The sequence below is a fragment of the Bifidobacterium aerophilum genome (assembly GCF_010667685.1).
Classification (GTDB): Bacteria; Actinomycetota; Actinomycetes; order Actinomycetales; family Bifidobacteriaceae; genus Bifidobacterium; species Bifidobacterium aerophilum.
Window position 1 is genome coordinate 79,678 of record NZ_WHZW01000010.1, and the last position, 18,734, is coordinate 98,411.

Consider the following 18,734-nt stretch of genomic DNA (forward strand, 5'->3'; position numbering starts at 1 on the left):
GTTCCTTATCCACGTCTCACCCACGCCGGGCGACGTTGATGACGTTGTTGTGGCCCCAGCACTGCTCGTACGGCATGCCGGTCAGGCTCTCGACCAGCGCGCGCGTATCGTCCGTCACGTCGGCCATCGAACCGCCCTCGCGCAACCGCGCGATCTCGGCCAGCAACAGCTCGTGGTTCTCCCGATTGAGCCTCAGCCGGTACGTGAACACAATGCCGACGATGCAGATCACGATCGGCACGAACGAGAACAGGCACGCGAGCGCGAACACGGTCTGCGGCGGCTGCGACTGCGCGCCCTCCACGAATCCGGTCGCCTCCAGGACCAGGCCGATCACGATCGTCTCGGCTGAGGAGAAGATGTCGTCGATCGTCGAGTTGATGGCCGCATACTGCCCCTCGCGCCGTTTGGACGTGATGATCTCGTCCACGTCGGGGATGAACGTGTACGTGTACTGCGTAGCGTTCACCACGCCCGTGATGCCGAAGTTCATGAACAGGCCGAGGCCGATATACAGCACGGCGCGGGTGCCGGTCGGCAAGGCCCCGGCGTTCATCGCGAGCACGAACATCGCGAGGAACACGAAGATCACCTCGATACCGCCGAGACGGTACGCCCGCGGGCCGCCGATGCGCGCGGTGACCCACATGAAGAAGCCGACGCACGCGATGCCGAACAGCAGGTTCACGCCGGTGGCGAGCGAGACGGTCTGCGGGTCGAGCAGCAGCACGAAGATCACGAAGTACGTGTTGAGCGTGCCGCGCACGGTGCGAAACATCTCCTCGGACAGATACAGTCCGAGATAGTTGCGGAATTCCTTGACCTTGAGCACGGACAGGAAGTTCCAGACGACCGAGACGAGCCGCTGGCCGAAGCCGAGACGGCCGTTTGCGGCAGCATCGTCGTCGCCGACGTTCACGTCCGCGTCGGACACGTTGGTCGATTCATCGAACGGCCGCTCCTGGATCGACAGGAACCCGAGCAGCAGCACGGCGGTGCCGATGATGCCGTACAGCAGGGCCATGTTGAAGTACGATTCCCAGTTGTCCTTGCCCCAGATGGTGAACAGGTAGACGTTGAGCACGGACAGGAACGTGCCGCCGATCGCGCCGGCGATCTGGTTGACGCCGACGAGCTGCGCGCGCTGGGTCGGGTTCTCGGTCATCTCGCTCGGCAGACCGTACTGCACGGTGGTGATGCCGGCGAAGAACGCCCAGTACAGCAGGTTCGCGAAGAAGTAGACCGGAATCGGCAGGTTCGGGATCCACAGCAGCAGGTAGAAGACGAAGTTGGCGGGGATCGCGAAGATCAGGATGGACCGGCGGCGGCCGAACCTGCGGCCGAGCGCGTTGCGGTACATACGGTCGGAGATGTATCCCCAGACCGGTCCGATGACGGACGCGACGATCTTGCCGGTGGCGATGAGCACGGCGGTGACGGCCATCGGCACGTTCAGGAACGTGGTGAAGTAGAACATCTGCCACGTGACGATCATGGTCTGCATGACGTACGACAGCGAGAACGTGGAGTAGCCGAGCTTGGCCTTCCACGGCAGCGGTTTGACGGTGGCTTCGGCGGCTGACTGGCGGCCGTGCGGCGCACGTGATGACTGTGACATCGGTGTTCCTCCTGCTTCGTTGCGTCTGCGGTTGCTCGTCAGACCCGTGCGGCCTGGCCGTGCGGCGTGGTGTCGGTTCGCGGGTTACGCCGCGATGGCATGGCCCGGATCTGCCCCGTGGTGTCGCGACTTCGCGACACGCCGTTGATGCATCGTTCGTTGATCTGGTTCAAAACTATATCATCGTTAAGATTTTCGCGCCATCAACGGCGTTTTGGCAGCCTATCAAATCAACATTTTTCAACAATCTTATCGTTGAGATGATATGCTGGTTCACGTCACATAGAAGTTCACCGGATCCCCTCACAAAGGAAGCCGGTTCAACACGCAATGCTGCACCAAGCTCGCTCATCACAAGTCAATGGAGGTCTTACGATGACGACAGACACCAACCCGACCGACGCGTTCCCGCAGCGCGCCAACGATTTCAACCACGGATGGCGCTTCTTCCGCGGCACGCCGAACGGCGCGGAGAAGCCGGCCTACGACGACGCCGACTGGCGCCCCGTCACCCTGCCGCACGACTACGGCGTGGAAGGCAAGTTCTCGCGCAACGCCCGCGCCACCGTCGGCTACCTCAAGGTCGGCGAAGGCTGGTATCGCAAGACCTTCGTCGCCCCGGAGTCCCTCGCCGGCAAGCGCGTCACCCTCGACTTCGACGGCGTGATGGACCGCGCCGAAATCTGGCTCAACGGCGTCAAGATCGCCGAGCACCACTACGGCTACACCGCGTTCAGCATCGATCTGACCGGCAAGCTCAAGCTCGGCGAGGAGAACGTCATCACCGTGCGCTCCAACAACGAGGAGCCGAGCTCGCGCTGGTACGCCGGCGCCGGCATCTACCGCGACGTGACGCTCACCGTCACCGAGCCGGTCCACGTCGCACGCTTCGGCACGCAGGTCACCACTCCGACGCTCGAATCCGACGTCAAGGACGGCATCGCGAACGTGCACGTCGCCACGATCGTCGCCAACGAAACCGCCACCGACGCGGCCGTCATCCTGCGCAACGAAATCATCGACGCCGACGGCACCGTCGTCGCCGCCGTCTCCGATCACGTCACCGTCCCCGCGAACACGCCGGACACCACGCACGCGGCCGCCCACTACGACGACGCGGACGCGGCCAACCGCTACGAGCAGACCGTCACCGTGTCCGAACCGCACCTGTGGAGCACGTCCGACCCGTACCGCTACACGCTGCGCACCACCGTGCTCTCCGAGTCGGGCGACGAGATCGCGGATGCGACCGAATCGAAGATCGGCCTGCGCTGGATCACGCTCGACCCGGCGTCCGGCCTGTATCTCAATGGCGTGAACATGCGCGCGCTCGGCATGTGCATGCACCACGATCTCGGCGCGTTGGGCGCGGCCACCTACCGCCGTGCCGTCGTGCGCCAGCTTGAGATCCTCAAGGACGCGGGCGTCAATGCCATCCGCACCAGCCACAACCCGTGCTCGAAGGTGTGGGCCGAGGAGTGCAGCCGCATGGGCTTCCTGCTGCTTGAGGAGCTCACCGACATGTGGACCGCGCCGAAGAACCGCAACGACTACTCCAACTACTTCGCACAGGACTACCCGGAGGATCTCGCCACGATGATCCTGCGCGACCGCAACGAGCCGTGCGTGTTCATGTGGGGCATGGGCAACGAGGTCGCCTGGCAGGAGGCCGAGATCCCGATCGCGGCCGACCTGACCCGCCGCTGCCACCTGCTCGACCCGACCCGCCCGAACTCCGTCAACGACGCGTCCTACCTGTCCAAGGGCATCGACGGCATCGGCAACAAGATCCACGAGCAGATGGACGTGCGCGGCTACTCCTACATCAACCGCGACCAGATGGAGAAGGTGCACGAGAAGCACCCGAACGACGTCATCCTCAACTCCGAATCCGGCAACTGCACGCCGTGCCGCGGCTTCTACGTGCACCCGACGATCCTGACAGACGAATGGCAGCTGCGCGGCCGCGACTACCCGTTCGCCAAGGGCCGCCGGCCGTGGACGGAGGACACGTACGAGATCTCCGACTACAACGTCACCACGAACCGCGGCTACCCGCTCGACATCGCGTTCGACCGTCTCGTGAACCTGCCGTTCAACGTCGGCGAGTTCGCGTGGACCGGCTTCGACTACATCGGCGAGCCGGCGCCGTACATCTCGAACTTCTACTGGAACAAGCCTGAAATGCCGGAGTCCGACGGCACCGTGCTCGCGCCGTTGCGCTCGTACTACGGCATGGTCGACACGGCCGGCTTCCCGAAGAACCCGTGGTGGCTGTACAAGGCGCTGTGGACCGATCCGGAGGATGCGCCGATGGTGCATCTGCTGCCGCACTGGAACTGGGACGAGGGCGAGTCGGTGGCCGTGTGGGCCTACACGAACGCCGCGTCCGCGGAGCTGTTCGTGAACGGCCGCTCGCTCGGCAAGCGCGAGTTCGAGTCGCACGAGGCGACGTTCCATCTGAGCAACAAGTACGCCGACAAGCCGTTCGAGTACCGCTACCAGAAGAACGGCAACGAGCCGAAGCAGCTGACCCTGCAGTGGGAGGTGCCGTTCGAGCCGGGCACGGTCGAGGTCGTTGCGTACGACAAGGCCGGTAAGGTCGTCGCCCGCGATTCGATCACGACCGCCGGCGCACCGGCTGGAATCAAGCTGGTTCCGGACCGTCATGTGATCGATGGCGACGGTCACGACCTGAGCTTCGTCGAGGCCGACGTGATCGACGATGCCGGCGTGATCGTGCCGCGCGCGAACAACGAAATCGTGTTTCACGTGGAACACGGCGTGCTGCTGGGCACCGACAACGGTTATCAGGCGAACACCGAGCCGCTGCAGTCCCCGGTGCACTCCGCATACTCCGGCAAGGTGCTGGCGATCGTCGCGTCCGACGGCTCCGGCAAGCCGATTCGCGTGACCGCAACGGCCAAGGGCCTGCGCTCCGATTCGGTCGAGGTGTTCCTGAGCGAGTCCGTGACCGACAAGGCTGCCGACGCCGTGCTCGAGGTGCGCGACGCCGCGGTGCGTGTGCGTGCCGGTGAGACGCCGGCGTTGCCGCAGACCGTGACCGCGCTGCTCGCCAACAACTCCCGTGCCGAAATCCCAGTCGAATGGGCCACCTCCGAGCTGCTCGACCAGGCCACCGCAGCCGCCGCCAAGTCCGGCGCGCAGTCCTTCGTCATCAACGGCGAGGCCGCCGGCCTGCCGGTGCACGCGACCGTCACCGTCGCGCATCCGCTCGCCGCACGTCCGGTCACGCTGGCCGCCGCAGCCGGCACCGATCCGGTACTTCCGGCCCGTGCGATGGTCGTTTTCGACGACGGTAGCGAGACCGACGCTCCGGTCGCATGGACGCCGTCCGGCAACGGCACGTTCAACGGCGAGATCGAAGGCTACGACCTGACCGCAACCGCCACCGTGCGCACGCTGGCATCCGCCGACGACGCCGCGCACGACACGACCGACCTCGCGTCGATCACCGTGGACGGCAAGCCGCTCGCCGACTTCGCCGCGGACACGCACCGGTACACGCTGCACCGCGCGTACACCGATCCCGCGCCGGTCATCGAGGTCACCGCGGCCGACAACGCGACCGCGTACGTCGTGCCGCCGCTGCACTACCCGTACGGTTCGTACGTCGTGCGCGTCACGTCCGAGGACGGCGAGCAGCACAACTCGTACGCGCTCGATCTCGACGTGCCGCCGGCACCGGTCGCCGAAGTGACGATCGTGCCGCCGACGCACACGCTGGCCGAGGACGACACCGTTACGCTCGAGGCCCGCGCGACCGACGAGGTCGGCCGTCCGATCGAATTGGCAATGAACGACGACGCGACGGTCACGTTCGCATCCAGCGACGAATCCGTGGCCGGCGTGACCGATGACGGCACCGTCGAGGCCCGCCTGAGCGGCACCGCGAACATCACCGCGTCCGTCACCTACGGCGGCGTGACCAAGACCAGCGCGCCGGCGATCGTCACCGTCACGGCCGGCAGCGAACCGAAGACCCCGGTCAAGACGACCGTCGCCAACGTGCGCACCGTCGCCGGCACCACGCCGACGCTGCCCGCCACCGCGATCGTCACGTTCGGCCACGGCGTCGACGCGCCGCTGCCGATCGTCTGGGAACCGGCGTCCGACGCGGTCTTCGCCACCGCCGGCACGGTCACGCTGCGCGGCAAGATCGCGCGGTTTGATCGCGACGTGACGACCACCGTGCATGTGGTCGAGGTCGCCGCCGTGCAGACGGTATCCCTCGCGACGATCACCGGCATCGAGCCGCTCATCCAGGAGGACGTACCCGAAGTCACCGTCTACTGGTCCGACGGCGCGAAGGAACAGCGCCCGGTCACGTGGGATGTTCCGGAAGCGGCCACGTACCGCCATCCGGGCACGTTCTCGCTGCTCGGTACGGTCGAAGGCATCGAGGAGCAGGCCGTCGCGCACGTTCGCGTGACCGACGATCACGAGCAGAACCGCGATCTGTTCTCGTACCGCAACGACGTGTACCCGCAGGTGCGCGCCTCCTACACGAACCCCGACCCGAAGGCGCAGGAGGACAGCTCGCTGCTCATGGACGGCATCGTCTCGTACACGCCGCGTGTGGGCTACAACCTGAAGAACCGCTGGTCCACCACCGGCGATCCGTCGCGCACCGCATGGCTGGAGTACCGCTTCGGTTACGGCGAGGAGACGCCGTTCATCCTCGGCGCGTTCACCGTGTACTACTGCCTGGACGGCGAGCACGTGGCGCTGCCGGAGCACGTCGGCGTCGAATATCTCGACGCGAATGGCGACTGGCGGCCGGTGCGTAACCTGACCGTCACGCCGCATCCGGTCGAGCAGACCAACGACGCCGCGTGGGTGTACGCGACCGTCGGCGACAAGCCGGGTTCGTCGATGTCGTCGAAGGGCGACGAGACGACCTACTCGTTCGACATGGTGCGCACGTCGCGCATCCGGATCACGTTCGAGTCGGCCGAGGACGCGGTCGTGGCGATCACCGAGGTGCGCGGCGACGCGCAGATCCCGGCGCTCAACTCCGACGCGACGATCGCAGGCCTGACCGTGGACGGCGAGGCGCTGGCCGGATTCGACCCGGCGGCCGAAACCGTGCACGTCGCGGCCGGTCATGAGTCGAGCCTCGCGGTGCTGCCCGCCGGCAACAACGCGGCCGTGACCGTGGTGCCCGGCGCCGACGGCTCCGGCAATGCCGAAACGCAGGTGATCGTCACCTCCGAGGACGGCACCGCCACCCGCACCTACCACGTCGTCTTCGACAAGTAGGAGATACGGTAACGGTCGCGGGATGGAAAATCCGTCTCATATTCCATCCCGCGACCTCACCACCACCTTTTCAGACCCACCACAACCGAGGTGATGCCTATACGACCACATCCGCTTAGCTGATCAGCCGTCTCTTGTTTCCATCCTGCTTCAGACGGCCGCACGAAGCCTCCGCACAACCCCGCGGAGGCTTTGCCATATCCGGCCATATGTCAGTCAACCGTCACCTTCCCTTAACCCAACCGCAATTATCTTAACGATGAGATACGCTATGCTGGACGTCAGCCAAGCAGGGGAGGAGGTGACGCACGATGGATATTCTCAAGTACGTGAAGCGCGGACTGGTCATGACCGGATTCGCCAACATGAAGCACATGGACGACGACATGGCCAAGACCATGATCACGATCGCCCGCGAATACGATCAGGACAGGTAACCCAACCATCAACGAAGCTGATCATTCAGGACAATGGCGTCCGCTTTTCATCGTACTTACATATATTCCGCACACCGCACCGTCACCATGTTCGAGCGATCGCGACACAGACTCGTACATAGTGATGATTCAGACCTCTCAAATATCACTATGTACGAGCCGACGTCACGATCACTTGAACATAGTGACGGTTGCCGTTCAGCACACAACCGATGTGAACAATCTCACGCATGGTTCCGGTGCGAGTCGCGCGTTGCACACCAAGAACGTCGGCATAGCGCTGATTGTCGGCGTCGACAGGGGACAGCAACGCCGATAAACGCACACCAACGATGTTGAACCGCACCTCGATTGTCGGACTGGAATAATCCAAGTTCGATGATCGGAAGTACGGTTCATTCACCGCTCACGGCCCCTCGGCATTACGCCCCCGAAACTCGCGAATCCCAACATGGCAACTCCCGCGTGCTTACATGCAAGGATTGTTGTAAGCAGACAAAAGGAGGGTGCGCGGCATGACCGGTGCCAGAAAACCCGTGTCACGCCCCGATCAGGCCGAGCATCTGCGGCACGCTCTTCTTGCCGAACTCGACCTTCTGCTCGCCGCCCTGGTTGATGACGATGCACGGCACGCTCATCGCGCCGTACTGGTCCTTCAGCTCGGGGAAGTGCGAGATGTCGTACGCTTCCGCTCGCACGCCGGGGTTGAGCGACGCGATGCGCTGCGAGGCGAGCACCGTCTCCGGGCACATCGTGCAGGTGAGCGACACGAGGATCATGATGTCGGTCGGGCTGGCCGCAGTCGCACGTTCGCGCAAGTCGTCGTCGATCGGCTGGCCCGGGCCGGCCGCGTTGTACAGTCCCAGCACGAACGAGTTGAACTCGTGCCCGCTCGGCACGCCGTGGAACGCGAGTCCGGTCGCCGTCAGTCGGCCGGCGGACTCATCCCACACGCACAGACGCACGGCAGGACGCGCGACCGGCAGCAGCCCGGCCGGGTCGAATTCGGCGCGACCGTTGTCGTCCAGCGATCCGTACACCGACAGTTCGGTACCGCCGGGCAGCACGATCGTCGCCGGCTCGCCGACCACCAGTTCCGTCGGTGCGCTCTCACCATCAACGGACGAGACCAAGCCGGCCGCATCGATCGCGACCGAATTCAGCTTGCCGCCGGACAGCGCGACCATCTCGCCGATAAATCCCTGCAATTCCGCGGACAGCGGGGTATCGTCCAGTTCCAGCGCGAGCGTGACCGGCCGGGTCATGCGGCCGAAGACGACGCCGAGCTGCTGCTTGATCGCGGCGGAGAACAGTTCGCCGGGCTTCTTCGCGGTCTGCGCGGCGGCCGCGGCGGCATCCGCGCTGCGCTTGACCGGCGCGGGGGCGGGCGTGGTGCCGGCGTTCGCAGCGACACTTACGTTCGCTGTCGCGCTCGCTTCGGCCTGCTCGTACACGCTCGCGGTCGGGCGCGGCGGCACGAGTCCGGTCTTTTCACTCATCGACTTGGCGTAGCGTTCCAGTTCGACGGCCGCGATCGCGCCGTCGGCGGTCGCGGTGACGACCTGACGCAGGTTCTTGACGCGCAGGTCGCCGGCCGCGTACACGCCCGGCACCGACGTCTCGAGATAGCCGTGCGTGACCACATAGCCGTGATCGTCGAGTTCGACGACCCCGCGCACGAGATCGGTCGCGGGCACGTATCCGGCGAACACGAACACGCCGAACGTGCCGTCATCAGCCGGCTTCCATGTCTCCGTCTCGCCGGTCTCGACGTTGCGGACCGTCGCCTCGCGCAGGCCGCCCTGACCGGCGGTCACACCGTCAAGCACCGTGTTGTAGCGCACGTCGATCTTCGGGTTCTTCTTCGTTTCCGCCGCGACGGACGCATCACAGGTGAAATCGGGCTCGCGCACAAGCACAGTGACCTTGCTCGCGTACTTGGTGAGGAACACGGATTCCTCGGCCGCCGCGAATCCGCCGCCGACAACCAGGACCTCGCGGCCGGTGAAGAACTCGCCGTCGCAGGTGGCGCAGTAGGCCACGCCGCGGCCCGCATATTCGGCCTCGCCCTCGAAGCCGAGCTTGCGCGGGGAGGCGCCAGTGGCGAGCACGATGCCGAACGTGCGCAGGTCGCCGCGCGAGGTGTGTACGGTTTTGATGTCGCCGTCGACATCGAGTCCGGTGGCTTCCGCGGACAGGAACTCCGCGCCGAAATCGCGAGCCTGCTGACGCATGGTCTGGGTGAGCGCGCGGCCGGTCGTGCGGCCGACGCCCGGGTAGTTCACGACTTCGTTGGTGATGGTGATCTGACCACCGAAATCGTCCTTTTCGAGCACGAGCACGCGGTAGCGGGCGCGCGCAAGGTACAGGCCCGCGGTGAGTCCCGCCGGACCGCCGCCGATCACCACCACATCGTAGAGATTGCTGGTATCAGTCATGAAAAAGCTCCTTTGCACCACAGGAAAACGAGATGAAAACGGCTCCCTCACGCGAGGGAGCCGCAGAAAACGTCACGATCAGAGCAGGCCGACCAGATCGAGGCTCGGCTCGATGGTGTCCTCACCCGGCTGCCACTTGGCCGGGCAGACCTGGTCGCCGTGCTCGTACACGAACTGCGAGGCCTGCACGCGGCGCAGCAGCTCGTCCGCATTGCGTCCGACGTTCGAGGAGATGACCTCGTACGCCACGACCTTGCCTTCGGGGTTCACGATGAAGTCGCCGCGCTCGGCCATGCCGTCGGCTTCGTTGTAGGTGTCGAGGTCGCGCGCGAGCAGCGCGGTCGGGTCGGCCAGCATCGGGTACTGGATCTTCGCGATCTTCTCGTTCGCGTCGTGCCACGCCTTGTGCACGAAGTGCGTGTCGGTCGAGACGGAGTAGATCTCGCAGCCGATCTTCTTGAAGTCCTCGTACTTCGCGGCGAGGTCCTCGAGCTCGGTCGGGCACACGAACGTGAAGTCGGCCGGGTAGAAGAAGAACACGGACCAGTGGCCGAGCACGTCGTCCTTGGTCACCTCGTGGAATTCGTTGTTCTGGAAGGCCTGCACCTTGAAATCGGTGAGCTCGTGCTGCAGCAGGGTCATCGTCGTTCCTTTCTGAAAAACTCGGCGTTCCGCTCGGGATACGCGTTCCCGAGCACCGTTTTCTATCGTATCCCGGCCGTCCGCGCCGCGCCGAGTCCCTGCGCCGGCAGCGCACATGAGAATAATCACACCGCAAATCAGCATGACGTTGCCTTACTATGGATGCATTCGGACCACGTCGAAGAGGAGCATCATGTCAGCAGACCAGTTCGAACAGAACCCCGACAATACCGTCAACCCGGACGACGCCGACGGCGCGCAGCGCGAGTCGACCGCAAACTCGACGTGGAGTCGTCTGCTGGCCGGCAATCGCCGGTTCGCGGAAGGCAAGCCGGAGCATCCGTGGCAGGACACGACCACGCGCGAGTCGCTGATCGATCGGCAGAATCCGGACGCGGCGGTGCTTTCCTGCTCGGATTCGCGAGTGCCGCCGGAGATCATTTTCGATGCCGGACTGGGCGACCTGTTCACCGTGCGCACCGCCGGACAGGTGCTGGATGACGCGGTGATCGCGTCGCTCGAATACGCCGTCAGCAAGTTGCACGTGAGTCTGCTGGTGATCCTCGGCCACGAGGGATGCGGCGCGATCGACATGGCCGCACGCGAGCTGGACGAGATGATCGAAGCGACGACGCACGATCCGGCCAGCTCGTTGGAGGCCGCCGAGGCGATCGACGATCTGGACGAGCGGATCGCGGAAGCCGAATCGATCATGCTGCGCACGGTCGGCATGTCGGTGTGGCAGGCGAGGCAGGCCGAACTGGATGCGCACGAGGACTTCGAACGCGTGCACGTGGCACACACGATCGAGGAGCTGGTCACGCGTTCCGAGGTGATCCAGGACGCGCTGGCCCACGACAAGCTCATGATCGTCGGCGCGCGCTACCAGCTCACCACCGGCAAGGTCGAGGTGCTCAGTTTCTGACCCCTCCCAAGTCGGACCGGACTGGACCGGGCCGGCGGAATGTGGGGATGGAGACACCAATAACCGCCGAATATCCGCTTCCACATGGTGTCTTTGTCCCCACTTTTGGGAATGTGGGGACAAAGACACCAAATATTTCGATTTTCGGGAATTATCTGGTATCTCCATCCCCACATTCGAAAATATGCGTCCGTCTATCCCCACATTCAGGGTTCCTCCGCTTATCCTGATTGACGTGCCACACCTCTAGAGTGGAGGGCATGTCACTTGGTATGAACATCCTCCTGATCTTCGTCTTCCTGCTCCTCGGTTCCGTGTTTTCCGGCACCGAACTCGCGCTCGTTTCGCTGCGCGGCTCGCAGGTCGACCAGATGGAACAGGAGGATGCCCGCGGCGCCCGCGTGGCGAAGATCGCCCGCGACCCGAACACGTTCCTGTCCACCGTGCAGATCGGCGTGACGCTCTGCGGCTTCCTGTCCGCATCGTTCGGCGAATCGTCGATCTCCCCGTACATCGTGCCCGTCGTCGAAAGCTGGGGCGTGCCCGCGCACATCGCCGCGCCGCTGACCACCATCAGCCTCACGCTCATCATCTCGTACTGCTCGATCGTCATCTCGGAAATGGTGCCGAAGCGCATCGCCATGCAGCGCACCGAACAGATCGCGCGCGCCGTCGTGCCCGCGATCGACATCTTCGCGACGATCTGCCGTCCGATCATCTGGCTCATCGGCAAGAACACGAACGGCATCGTCCGCCTGCTCGGCTTCGATCCGAACGAGACGGAAAGCGAGGTTTCCGACGACGAGCTGCGCGTGCTGGTCAACACGAACACGTCGCTGAGCAAGGACGAACGCACGATCCTGGACGACGTCTTCGACGCGTCCGAAACGATCGTGGCCGAAGTCATGCGCCCGCGTGCGGACGTCGTGTTCCTTGACGGCTCGCAGTCGATCGCCGACGCGGCCGCCTACGTGCGCGAGATGCCGTACTCGCGTTACCCGGTCACCGGCAAGGACTTCGACGACGTGATCGGCTTCGTGCACGTGCGCGACCTGCTCGACGTGCGCGACCCGAACGCGAAGACCGTGGCCGACGTGACGCGAGAGGGAATCTCGCTGCCGGGCACGTCGAAGCTGCTGCCGAGCCTGTCGCTGCTGCGCAAGCGCGGCATCCACCTCGCCGTGGTGATCGACGAGTACGGCGGCACCGACGGCATCGTGACGCTGGAGGACATGACCGAGGAACTCGTGGGCGACATCCGCGACGAATACGATCTGCCGGAGGAGTCGGGCAAGACCGGCAAGAATGGGCGCACCGCGTTCGTGAACGGCGTGGCGACGATCGACGGCGGCATGACGATCGAGGACTTCGACGACCTGACCGGCATCGAACTTGAGGACGGCCCGTACGAGACGGTGGCCGGATACTTCCTTGCGCACACCGGCAAGATGGGCGAGGAGGGCGACGTACTGCACTCCGACGACGGCTACGACATGGTGGTCACCAAGGTCGACGGTCGCCGCATCGAAACGATCGAGGTACGTAAGGCTGCCGAGGCGTAAAGCGGACAGTCCAGTGGACTGTCCGTAGCCGAGGCCTGAGCGAAACGGTAGTTGAGCGAAGGCAACATTGGGCCTCGCCAACGGCGAGTCCATAATTGCCGATACCCGATCACGCGCCGGTGGCCGAGGTGTAACGCAGCCGCAGAACTCACCTGACATGATGCCCGTTCCCTGTTGGGGAGCGGGCATCGTTCGTTGTGAGGGGAATGGCTTGGACAGCGGTCATGGCAGTGCGGGATACGCACTGTGAGATACGACACTGTCGGACCGCGTGTGGCGGCGGGCCGGGGACCGTAGAGTGGATATACCCGGCTCCCACAAGAAGCCAACCACCGAAAGGAGCAAGTCATGACGCTTGCATTCGTTGTTCCCGGACTCGACGAGGCCACGTCCGAAAAGGCCATCGCCATCCTGCAGAACCGTCTCAGCCAGGAGCAGGAGGCCGCGCTGGTGCTCAAGCACGCGCATTGGAACGTGACCGGACCGAACTTCATCGCCGTGCATGAGATGCTCGACCCGGAGGTCGAATCCGTGCTGGCTCAGGCCGACGAGACGGCCGAGCGTATCGCCACGCTGGGCGGCACCCCGGACGGCCGCGCGGACGCCATCACCCGCAACCGTACGTGGAAGCCGTTCGACGTCGAAGGTCGCGCCGGCACCACCGCCTATCTCGAGGCGCTGATCGAATACTACGACGCGTTCATCGCCGAGGACCGCCGCGCCGTGGCTGAACTTGACGAGCTGGACTTCGTCAGCTCCAACGTCATTCAGGACCACGTCCAGCAGCTCGAGAAGTTCCAGTGGTTCATGCGCAGCCATTTGGCGTAGCGCACAACGCTCTACCGCGCGGTTGACATACACTGAAACCGTCTCGGTTTCTCTACCTCGAACCCGTTATTGGATCTGGGCGTGAGAGGCCATTACGCTCGTTTCGCAGGAAGCGACCTTATACAGCGTCCTTATGCGGCTCACCGGTCGCATAAGGACGCTGTTGCATTGTGCTCACATATGGACTCAGTTACGGCCGTCGCATCACCGGCTGCCGGTCAAGCTCGCGTTTGAGCCGCCGCCAATCCGGCTGATACATGTCCATGCGCCGCTGGAATTCGGGACCGTGACCGCGCGTGTTCCACAAATGCGTCATCTCGTGCACCAGCACGGATTCCAGGAACTTCGGATCCATCAGCCCCAGTTGCAGGTTCAGCCGGATCCGCCCGGTCTTGGGCGTGCACGACCCCCATCGCGAGGTCATGACGCGCAACGAGATATGCGAGGGGGCACGGCCGATAATCGGCTCCCATTTCGCCAGCAATCCAGGCAATGCGGCACGGATCGACGCCTCGGCCCGGCGCGCAAGCTCGTCCGTCCAGACCGGCGCATTCTGCGCCCCGCCCGAGCCTCCTCCCGCCAGACCGCTCAATCGGCTCCGCTGCAACGCGATCCATTCACGCCGCGACCGCACGAAATCGACGATCTGCCTCTCGCTCATGCGGGCCGGCGCGGAAATCTCCACGTCACCGTCAGCGGAACGCACGCGCAGATACATGTTCTTGATCGGCTTGCGCGTCACCGTCACCGGCAATCCATCAACATCGATCCGTGTCGTCCGGACGCGTCCGGACGTCGCCCGTCGTGTCTCCGAAGCCACCGGTCAGCGCAGCTGTCCGGTACCGGTGCCGACCTTGCCGCCGTCAAGCAGGAACCGCTTCATGTTGCGCTGTAGCGAGGTATCTTCGGGAAGCGCCTCGACGGGCAACGGGGAACGCCGGAACACCCATTCGCGCCAGTCCTGCGCGTCCGGGTTCGTTTCGAGAATGTCGAAACGATGCTGGAATGCGAGGATATGCGAGCTGGACGGCAGCAGTTCGTTCAATGCGGGAGACAGCAGCCAGGATTCGCACGCATACGGCAGCTGCGCCCATTCGGGGAAGAACCGTGCGAAGAACGCGCGGGACTTGGCGATCGACAGGTCGCAATGGTCGGGATCGAGACGCGCGTCGGACGGAATGTGCATGCTGACGACGCGGGACGACCCGAGACAGGCCGGCACGTATTCGTAGGCGAGTTCGAATTCCAGATCGCCGAGACGGAACAGTCGGGTGCTCAGCTGACGGTACGTCCAGAAGTCGCGGTCGAACCCGTAGGTGCCGTAGCTGGCCTTGTGCTCGCCGACGAACCGCGTGAAGCAGGCCATTGTCGCGTCGAATACCGGGTCGGAGATGCCGAGACGGCAGTATTCGCGGAACGTGTACTGTCCGGCAGCGTACAGCATCCAGTACAGCATGCGCATGCCGTCCGGATCCTCGCCGATGACGGACTTGAGCGCAAGCCACGACTCTCCCCGTCGCTGAGGTTCGGTAAGCCCGCGTACGGCGTCCATGCCTTCGTCAGGCAGCGTTTCGCCGTTCTCTTCGAGGGTACGCAGCATCGCCGCAACCGGCTCGAACATGCCGATGCGGGCGGCCACTTCCATAACCGTCAAGCGATTGTTGCAATCGTCCATCCCACCACACTTCTCTTCTTCTCTATGGGATCTGCCCGGACGACTCTACCAGCGAACGTCGGGGGAAGGCAACGGACGACCGAACATCGGTCACGCATGCGGTCACGCGCGTAGCAGGTCGGCGCAACGCCAGATCACGTCGGCGATGCGGCGCAGTTCCGATTCGGCGCTGACCGTACGCCAGACGGTCGCATACGTTTCGAACCATCGTTCGAGATCGCGGGCGACGGAGCGCTCGTATCGGGCGAATTCGTCGTCGGACGTACCGTCGTTCGCGTCGCCGACGACCATATCGCCGTCAACGGTACCGCCGGCAGCCGCGGCGCCGGGCATGTCCCCAGCTCCGTTATCCGCATCGATCACGCCGCCACGCACAGCCATGCACCAGCCAAACAGGTTGAGCAGCCGCTGTCCTTCGGCACCCACCAGAATCGGCGCCAACGAACCGGAGGCCGCACCACGCGCGCCGGCCGAGGTCATCCCGGCCGCGACCGCACCCAACCCGGCAACAGTCCGGTCCAGTTCGCGGTTCGCTGCAGGAGTGCGCGCAAGATCGTCGCCAAGCCATGCGAGCAGTCGTTCCCGCGCCTCGGCAACGGTCTCACTGGCCCGGATGTGAGCCCGCGCGTCCGCATCGTCGCCTGTCCAGATCGCGTCCCGCACGTCGCGGTTCAGCGAACCGTCGCCCATGTCCAGTTCGAGATACTGCACGAGCCGGTCCCAGCCGAACGTCACCTGCCGTGACGCCTCGCGCAGCAGCGCGACGAACGTGCCGGTCGCGTCACCGTATTCGGCCACGGAAACGCGCCGGTTCATCTCGTCGATGTCCTGCACGGCGTCCGGGTTCCACGCGCATTGCGCGCCGTAGATCATGCCGGTCACGGCCATGCGCGGGTCGTTGACGTGCCCGTAATCGCCCCAGTCGGTCACGAGGAATCCGGCCGCGTCGTAGCGCATGCCGTAGCGGGCGAGACGCGAGATGTTGTTCCACGCCCAGTCGAGCCGCGGCAGCAGCGCGTTCCAGCACCAGACGGCCGGGCACACGTACTGCCGCGCGCCGGATTGCGCGACGAGCCGTACCTTGTCGTCGGTGATGTTCGGCGCGTACAGCCAGTTGAGCAGGGTCACGTCGTCGGGCAGCATGGTCAGGATCTCGGGCATTTCGATCGCGATGTCGCCCCAGAACAGCGGTTCGCGGCCCTGTTCGGACAGGTGGCCGCACAGGCGAGACACGTAGTCGGCGTACATCGCGGCCACGCCTCGGCGGTCGGCTTCCGACTTGGATCGGCCCTTGCCGAGATCGAAGGTCTCGTCGCCGCAGATGTTGAACTTGCGGGTGCGGAACAGGTCGAGATAGTCGTCGATGAGCGTGAACGACAGGGCCAGCGAGTCCGGTTCGGTGATGTTGAGCGTGTGGTGTTCCATGCGTTCCACGAGGCTGTACGGACGGTCGGCCTGTTCGGGGAATTCGCCGAGCCGGCGCAGCTCGCGGGTGCGCAGCGCCATGTACAGGTGTCCGAACGTCGAGACGGACGGTACCAGTTCGATGCCGCGCGCCGCGCAGTAGTCGTCGAACGCGATGATGTCGGCCGGAGTGAGCGGGCTGGTGCCGCGCCACGTTTCGCTCATCCCATCGAACAGGAACGTGTGCTCGACGTACAGCTGCAGTTGGTTGTACTTGTACAGGCACAGCTTGTCGGCCCAGGTTTTCAGCCAGTCGAGCGTGGGCACGCGGCCGCGCGTCGCGTCGAGATAGTAGCCGCGGGTCTCGTATGCCGGGTGGTCCTCGATGACGAGCGAGGGCAGGACGGGCGCGCACTGACGGATGATCTGGCGCAGCGTCTGCACGCCGTCGCGCAGGCCGGACTCGTCGTTTCCGGTGACGCGGATGCCGTCGGAGCCGACCGTCAGGCGGTAGGCGTGGGCTTGTTGCGGCAGGACGGTTTCGTCGATCGACAGGGTGACGAAGGACTGCCAGCGGCCGCCTTTCGTCACGTCCCAGCGCAGTCCGGTCGCGGCGGCGATGTCGTCGGCGATCTGGTTGGCGAGGACGCAGGATGGGTCATGGTCACCGGTTTGCTGGGCGATGCGACCGGAGTACGGCAGCGTTACGGTTGCCGTACCGCCGGCGGTGGCGTTGCCGTCGGTTGCGTTACCGTGTCCGGACGCGGGAGCAAATTCGATGCGTTGCGGCTGGGGGATGAGTTCGAAGTCCCGAACGATGACGTCGGGAGACGCGTTGTGCGAGGTGGGAAGCTTGACCGAATACTGCACGATGACCGATCCTTTCGCGCGTGCGGCGCGTTCGTTGTGCCGGACACCACTTCATGCACGGCAATATGCTGATTGACGACGGTTTTCAGTCTAGTGACGGACGACGCTATCGCAGTGATCGGCGCGCGACGTTGCCTCGATCGCAACGGACCGGAATGGATCGTGATGGATTGCATCGTGATGGATTGCAGTGGACCGGGGCGGACGGAACGAGCCGGAATGGACTAGGACCGGCCAGGACGACCGGTAGAGACACCTGAAATCGCTTGAGACAGAATGCGACACGCCGAGGACACCCACCGGCTTGACGCAGAAACGATCTCTGGTAATCTAGTCGATTGTGCGCTTTTGAAGCGTATGGATCGGGCCCGTAGCTCAGGTGGTTAGAGCGCATCCCTGATAAGGATGAGGTCGGAGGTTCAAGTCCTCCCGGGCCCACAGGAAAAATGAAGCGGCCTTCGAGCCGCTCTTTTTTTCTACCCAACCAGATACGGGGCATTGGCGCAGCTGGTAGCGCATCTGCTTTGCAAGCAGAGGGTCGCCGGTTCGAACCCGGCATGCTCCACTTACAAACCCTTGGAATTCCAACGATTCCGAGGGTTTTTGCTTTCGTTGGACATCGGCTGTTTTCACGCTCCAAATGGGATTACCGCCACGCCTAATGGAGCGTTAAGTGCACGCGGAGCGCACGGCACCGAATAAAGGGGCTATAGGAACCAAAACTGAACCGCACCCCGATTGTTGGACTGGGGGTTATAGGCCAAATTGTGTGTCTGGTGGTCTGGTCGTTCGGTGGCCATTGGGGTTAAGTAAAGAAACGTGGGTCTTGTCCGCGCGTGTTGTCGGCGTGGCGTGGGTCATTTTGAGCGTCCGTCCCATCCTGTTCTGATGCCGATGCGGGCTCTTTCGGGCATTATGCGTGTCGTTGGCGTGCCACGGTAGCGGATTTAAGGTGATTTGGGGCTACCGTGGCAAGCGTCATGATGGTGGGGAAATCCTGTCATTTCGAAAATGGCGGAATTCCGCGGTTTTGCGGGAGCGCATGTTGTCCC

General features: G+C 64.2%; 12 protein-coding genes and 2 tRNA genes. 7 read left to right on the plus strand and 7 right to left on the minus strand.

The genetic code is table 11. The features are described from left to right. Positions 1-16: 16 nt before the first annotated feature. On the minus strand, positions 17-1,618 hold the full coding sequence (locus GFD25_RS05935) for an MFS transporter (protein WP_163230903.1): 1,602 nt from the start codon (positions 1,616-1,618) through the stop codon (positions 17-19). Between the two features lie 375 nt (positions 1,619-1,993). Between GFD25_RS05935 and GFD25_RS05940 the strand changes: the two genes are divergently transcribed. After that, on the plus strand, positions 1,994-6,901 hold the full coding sequence (locus GFD25_RS05940; protein ID WP_163230906.1) for an Ig-like domain-containing protein: 4,908 nt from the start codon (positions 1,994-1,996) through the stop codon (positions 6,899-6,901). Positions 6,902-7,212: 311 nt separating this feature from the next. Further along, positions 7,213-7,338 carry a hypothetical protein gene (locus GFD25_RS12390; RefSeq protein WP_275575576.1) on the plus strand — a complete coding sequence of 42 codons (126 nt, stop codon included), beginning with the start codon at positions 7,213-7,215 and terminating at the stop codon, positions 7,336-7,338. A 148-nt stretch (positions 7,339-7,486) separates the two neighbouring features. On the opposite strand, the gene GFD25_RS05945 is transcribed toward GFD25_RS12390, so the two are convergent. From GFD25_RS05945 to ahpC, 3 genes are all read right to left on the minus strand, one after another. Further along, positions 7,487-7,711, minus strand: coding sequence for a hypothetical protein (locus tag GFD25_RS05945; RefSeq protein WP_163230908.1), 225 nt, complete (start codon positions 7,709-7,711; stop codon positions 7,487-7,489). 166 nt (positions 7,712-7,877) lie between these two features. Further along, complete coding sequence (locus GFD25_RS05950) at positions 7,878-9,794, minus strand: FAD-dependent oxidoreductase (RefSeq protein WP_338024629.1); 1,917 nt, start codon at positions 9,792-9,794, stop codon at positions 7,878-7,880. A 60-nt stretch (positions 9,795-9,854) separates the two neighbouring features. Next, positions 9,855-10,418 (minus strand): alkyl hydroperoxide reductase subunit C, encoded by a 564-nt coding sequence (gene ahpC, locus GFD25_RS05955; protein ID WP_163230912.1) that lies wholly within the window; start codon positions 10,416-10,418, stop codon positions 9,855-9,857. 295 nt (positions 10,419-10,713) lie between these two features. On the opposite strand from ahpC, the gene GFD25_RS05960 reads away from it, so the two are divergent. The 3 genes from GFD25_RS05960 (at position 10,714) to GFD25_RS05970 (ending at position 13,733) form a co-directional block, all read left to right on the plus strand. Further along, positions 10,714-11,343 (plus strand): carbonic anhydrase, encoded by a 630-nt coding sequence (locus tag GFD25_RS05960; RefSeq protein ID WP_239512434.1) that lies wholly within the window; start codon positions 10,714-10,716, stop codon positions 11,341-11,343. Positions 11,344-11,603: 260 nt separating this feature from the next. Beyond that, on the plus strand, positions 11,604-12,905 hold the full coding sequence (locus GFD25_RS05965) for a hemolysin family protein (protein WP_163230916.1): 1,302 nt from the start codon (positions 11,604-11,606) through the stop codon (positions 12,903-12,905). A 348-nt stretch (positions 12,906-13,253) separates the two neighbouring features. Further along, entirely contained in the window at positions 13,254-13,733 is a 480-nt protein-coding gene (locus tag GFD25_RS05970; protein ID WP_163230918.1) for a Dps family protein, read from the plus strand. A gap of 190 nt (positions 13,734-13,923) precedes the next feature. On the opposite strand, the gene GFD25_RS05975 is transcribed toward GFD25_RS05970, so the two are convergent. From GFD25_RS05975 to GFD25_RS05985, 3 genes are all read right to left on the minus strand, one after another. Then, the gene (locus GFD25_RS05975; RefSeq protein WP_163230963.1) at positions 13,924-14,451 is read right to left on the minus strand and encodes a SprT-like domain-containing protein; all 528 of its coding nucleotides are present in this window, start codon (positions 14,449-14,451) and stop codon (positions 13,924-13,926) included. A gap of 105 nt (positions 14,452-14,556) precedes the next feature. Beyond that, complete coding sequence (locus GFD25_RS05980; RefSeq protein WP_239512435.1) at positions 14,557-15,378, minus strand: acyltransferase domain-containing protein; 822 nt, start codon at positions 15,376-15,378, stop codon at positions 14,557-14,559. A gap of 132 nt (positions 15,379-15,510) precedes the next feature. Continuing rightward, on the minus strand, positions 15,511-17,682 hold the full coding sequence (locus GFD25_RS05985; RefSeq protein ID WP_338024630.1) for a beta-N-acetylhexosaminidase: 2,172 nt from the start codon (positions 17,680-17,682) through the stop codon (positions 15,511-15,513). 364 nt (positions 17,683-18,046) lie between these two features. On the opposite strand from GFD25_RS05985, the gene GFD25_RS05990 reads away from it, so the two are divergent. Continuing rightward, positions 18,047-18,120, plus strand: a tRNA-Ile gene (locus GFD25_RS05990). A gap of 54 nt (positions 18,121-18,174) precedes the next feature. Then, positions 18,175-18,247: transfer RNA gene (locus GFD25_RS05995), tRNA-Ala, on the plus strand. Positions 18,248-18,734: the final 487 nt, after the last annotated feature.

Excerpts from the sequence above, each read along its gene's own strand:
- GFD25_RS05935 (WP_163230903.1), bottom strand. The coding sequence starts at position 1,618 with ATGTCACAGTCATCACGTGCGCCGCACGGCCGCCAGTCAGCCGCCGAA.
- GFD25_RS05940 (WP_163230906.1), top strand. The coding sequence starts at position 1,994 with ATGACGACAGACACCAACCCGACCGACGCGTTCCCGCAGCGCGCCAAC.
- GFD25_RS12390 (WP_275575576.1), top strand. The coding sequence starts at position 7,213 with ATGGATATTCTCAAGTACGTGAAGCGCGGACTGGTCATGACCGGATTC.
- ahpC (WP_163230912.1), bottom strand. The coding sequence starts at position 10,418 with ATGACCCTGCTGCAGCACGAGCTCACCGATTTCAAGGTGCAGGCCTTC.
- GFD25_RS05965 (WP_163230916.1), top strand. The coding sequence starts at position 11,604 with ATGTCACTTGGTATGAACATCCTCCTGATCTTCGTCTTCCTGCTCCTC.
- GFD25_RS05970 (WP_163230918.1), top strand. The coding sequence starts at position 13,254 with ATGACGCTTGCATTCGTTGTTCCCGGACTCGACGAGGCCACGTCCGAA.
- GFD25_RS05975 (WP_163230963.1), bottom strand. The coding sequence starts at position 14,451 with ATGTATCTGCGCGTGCGTTCCGCTGACGGTGACGTGGAGATTTCCGCG.
- GFD25_RS05980 (WP_239512435.1), bottom strand. The coding sequence starts at position 15,378 with ATGGAAGTGGCCGCCCGCATCGGCATGTTCGAGCCGGTTGCGGCGATG.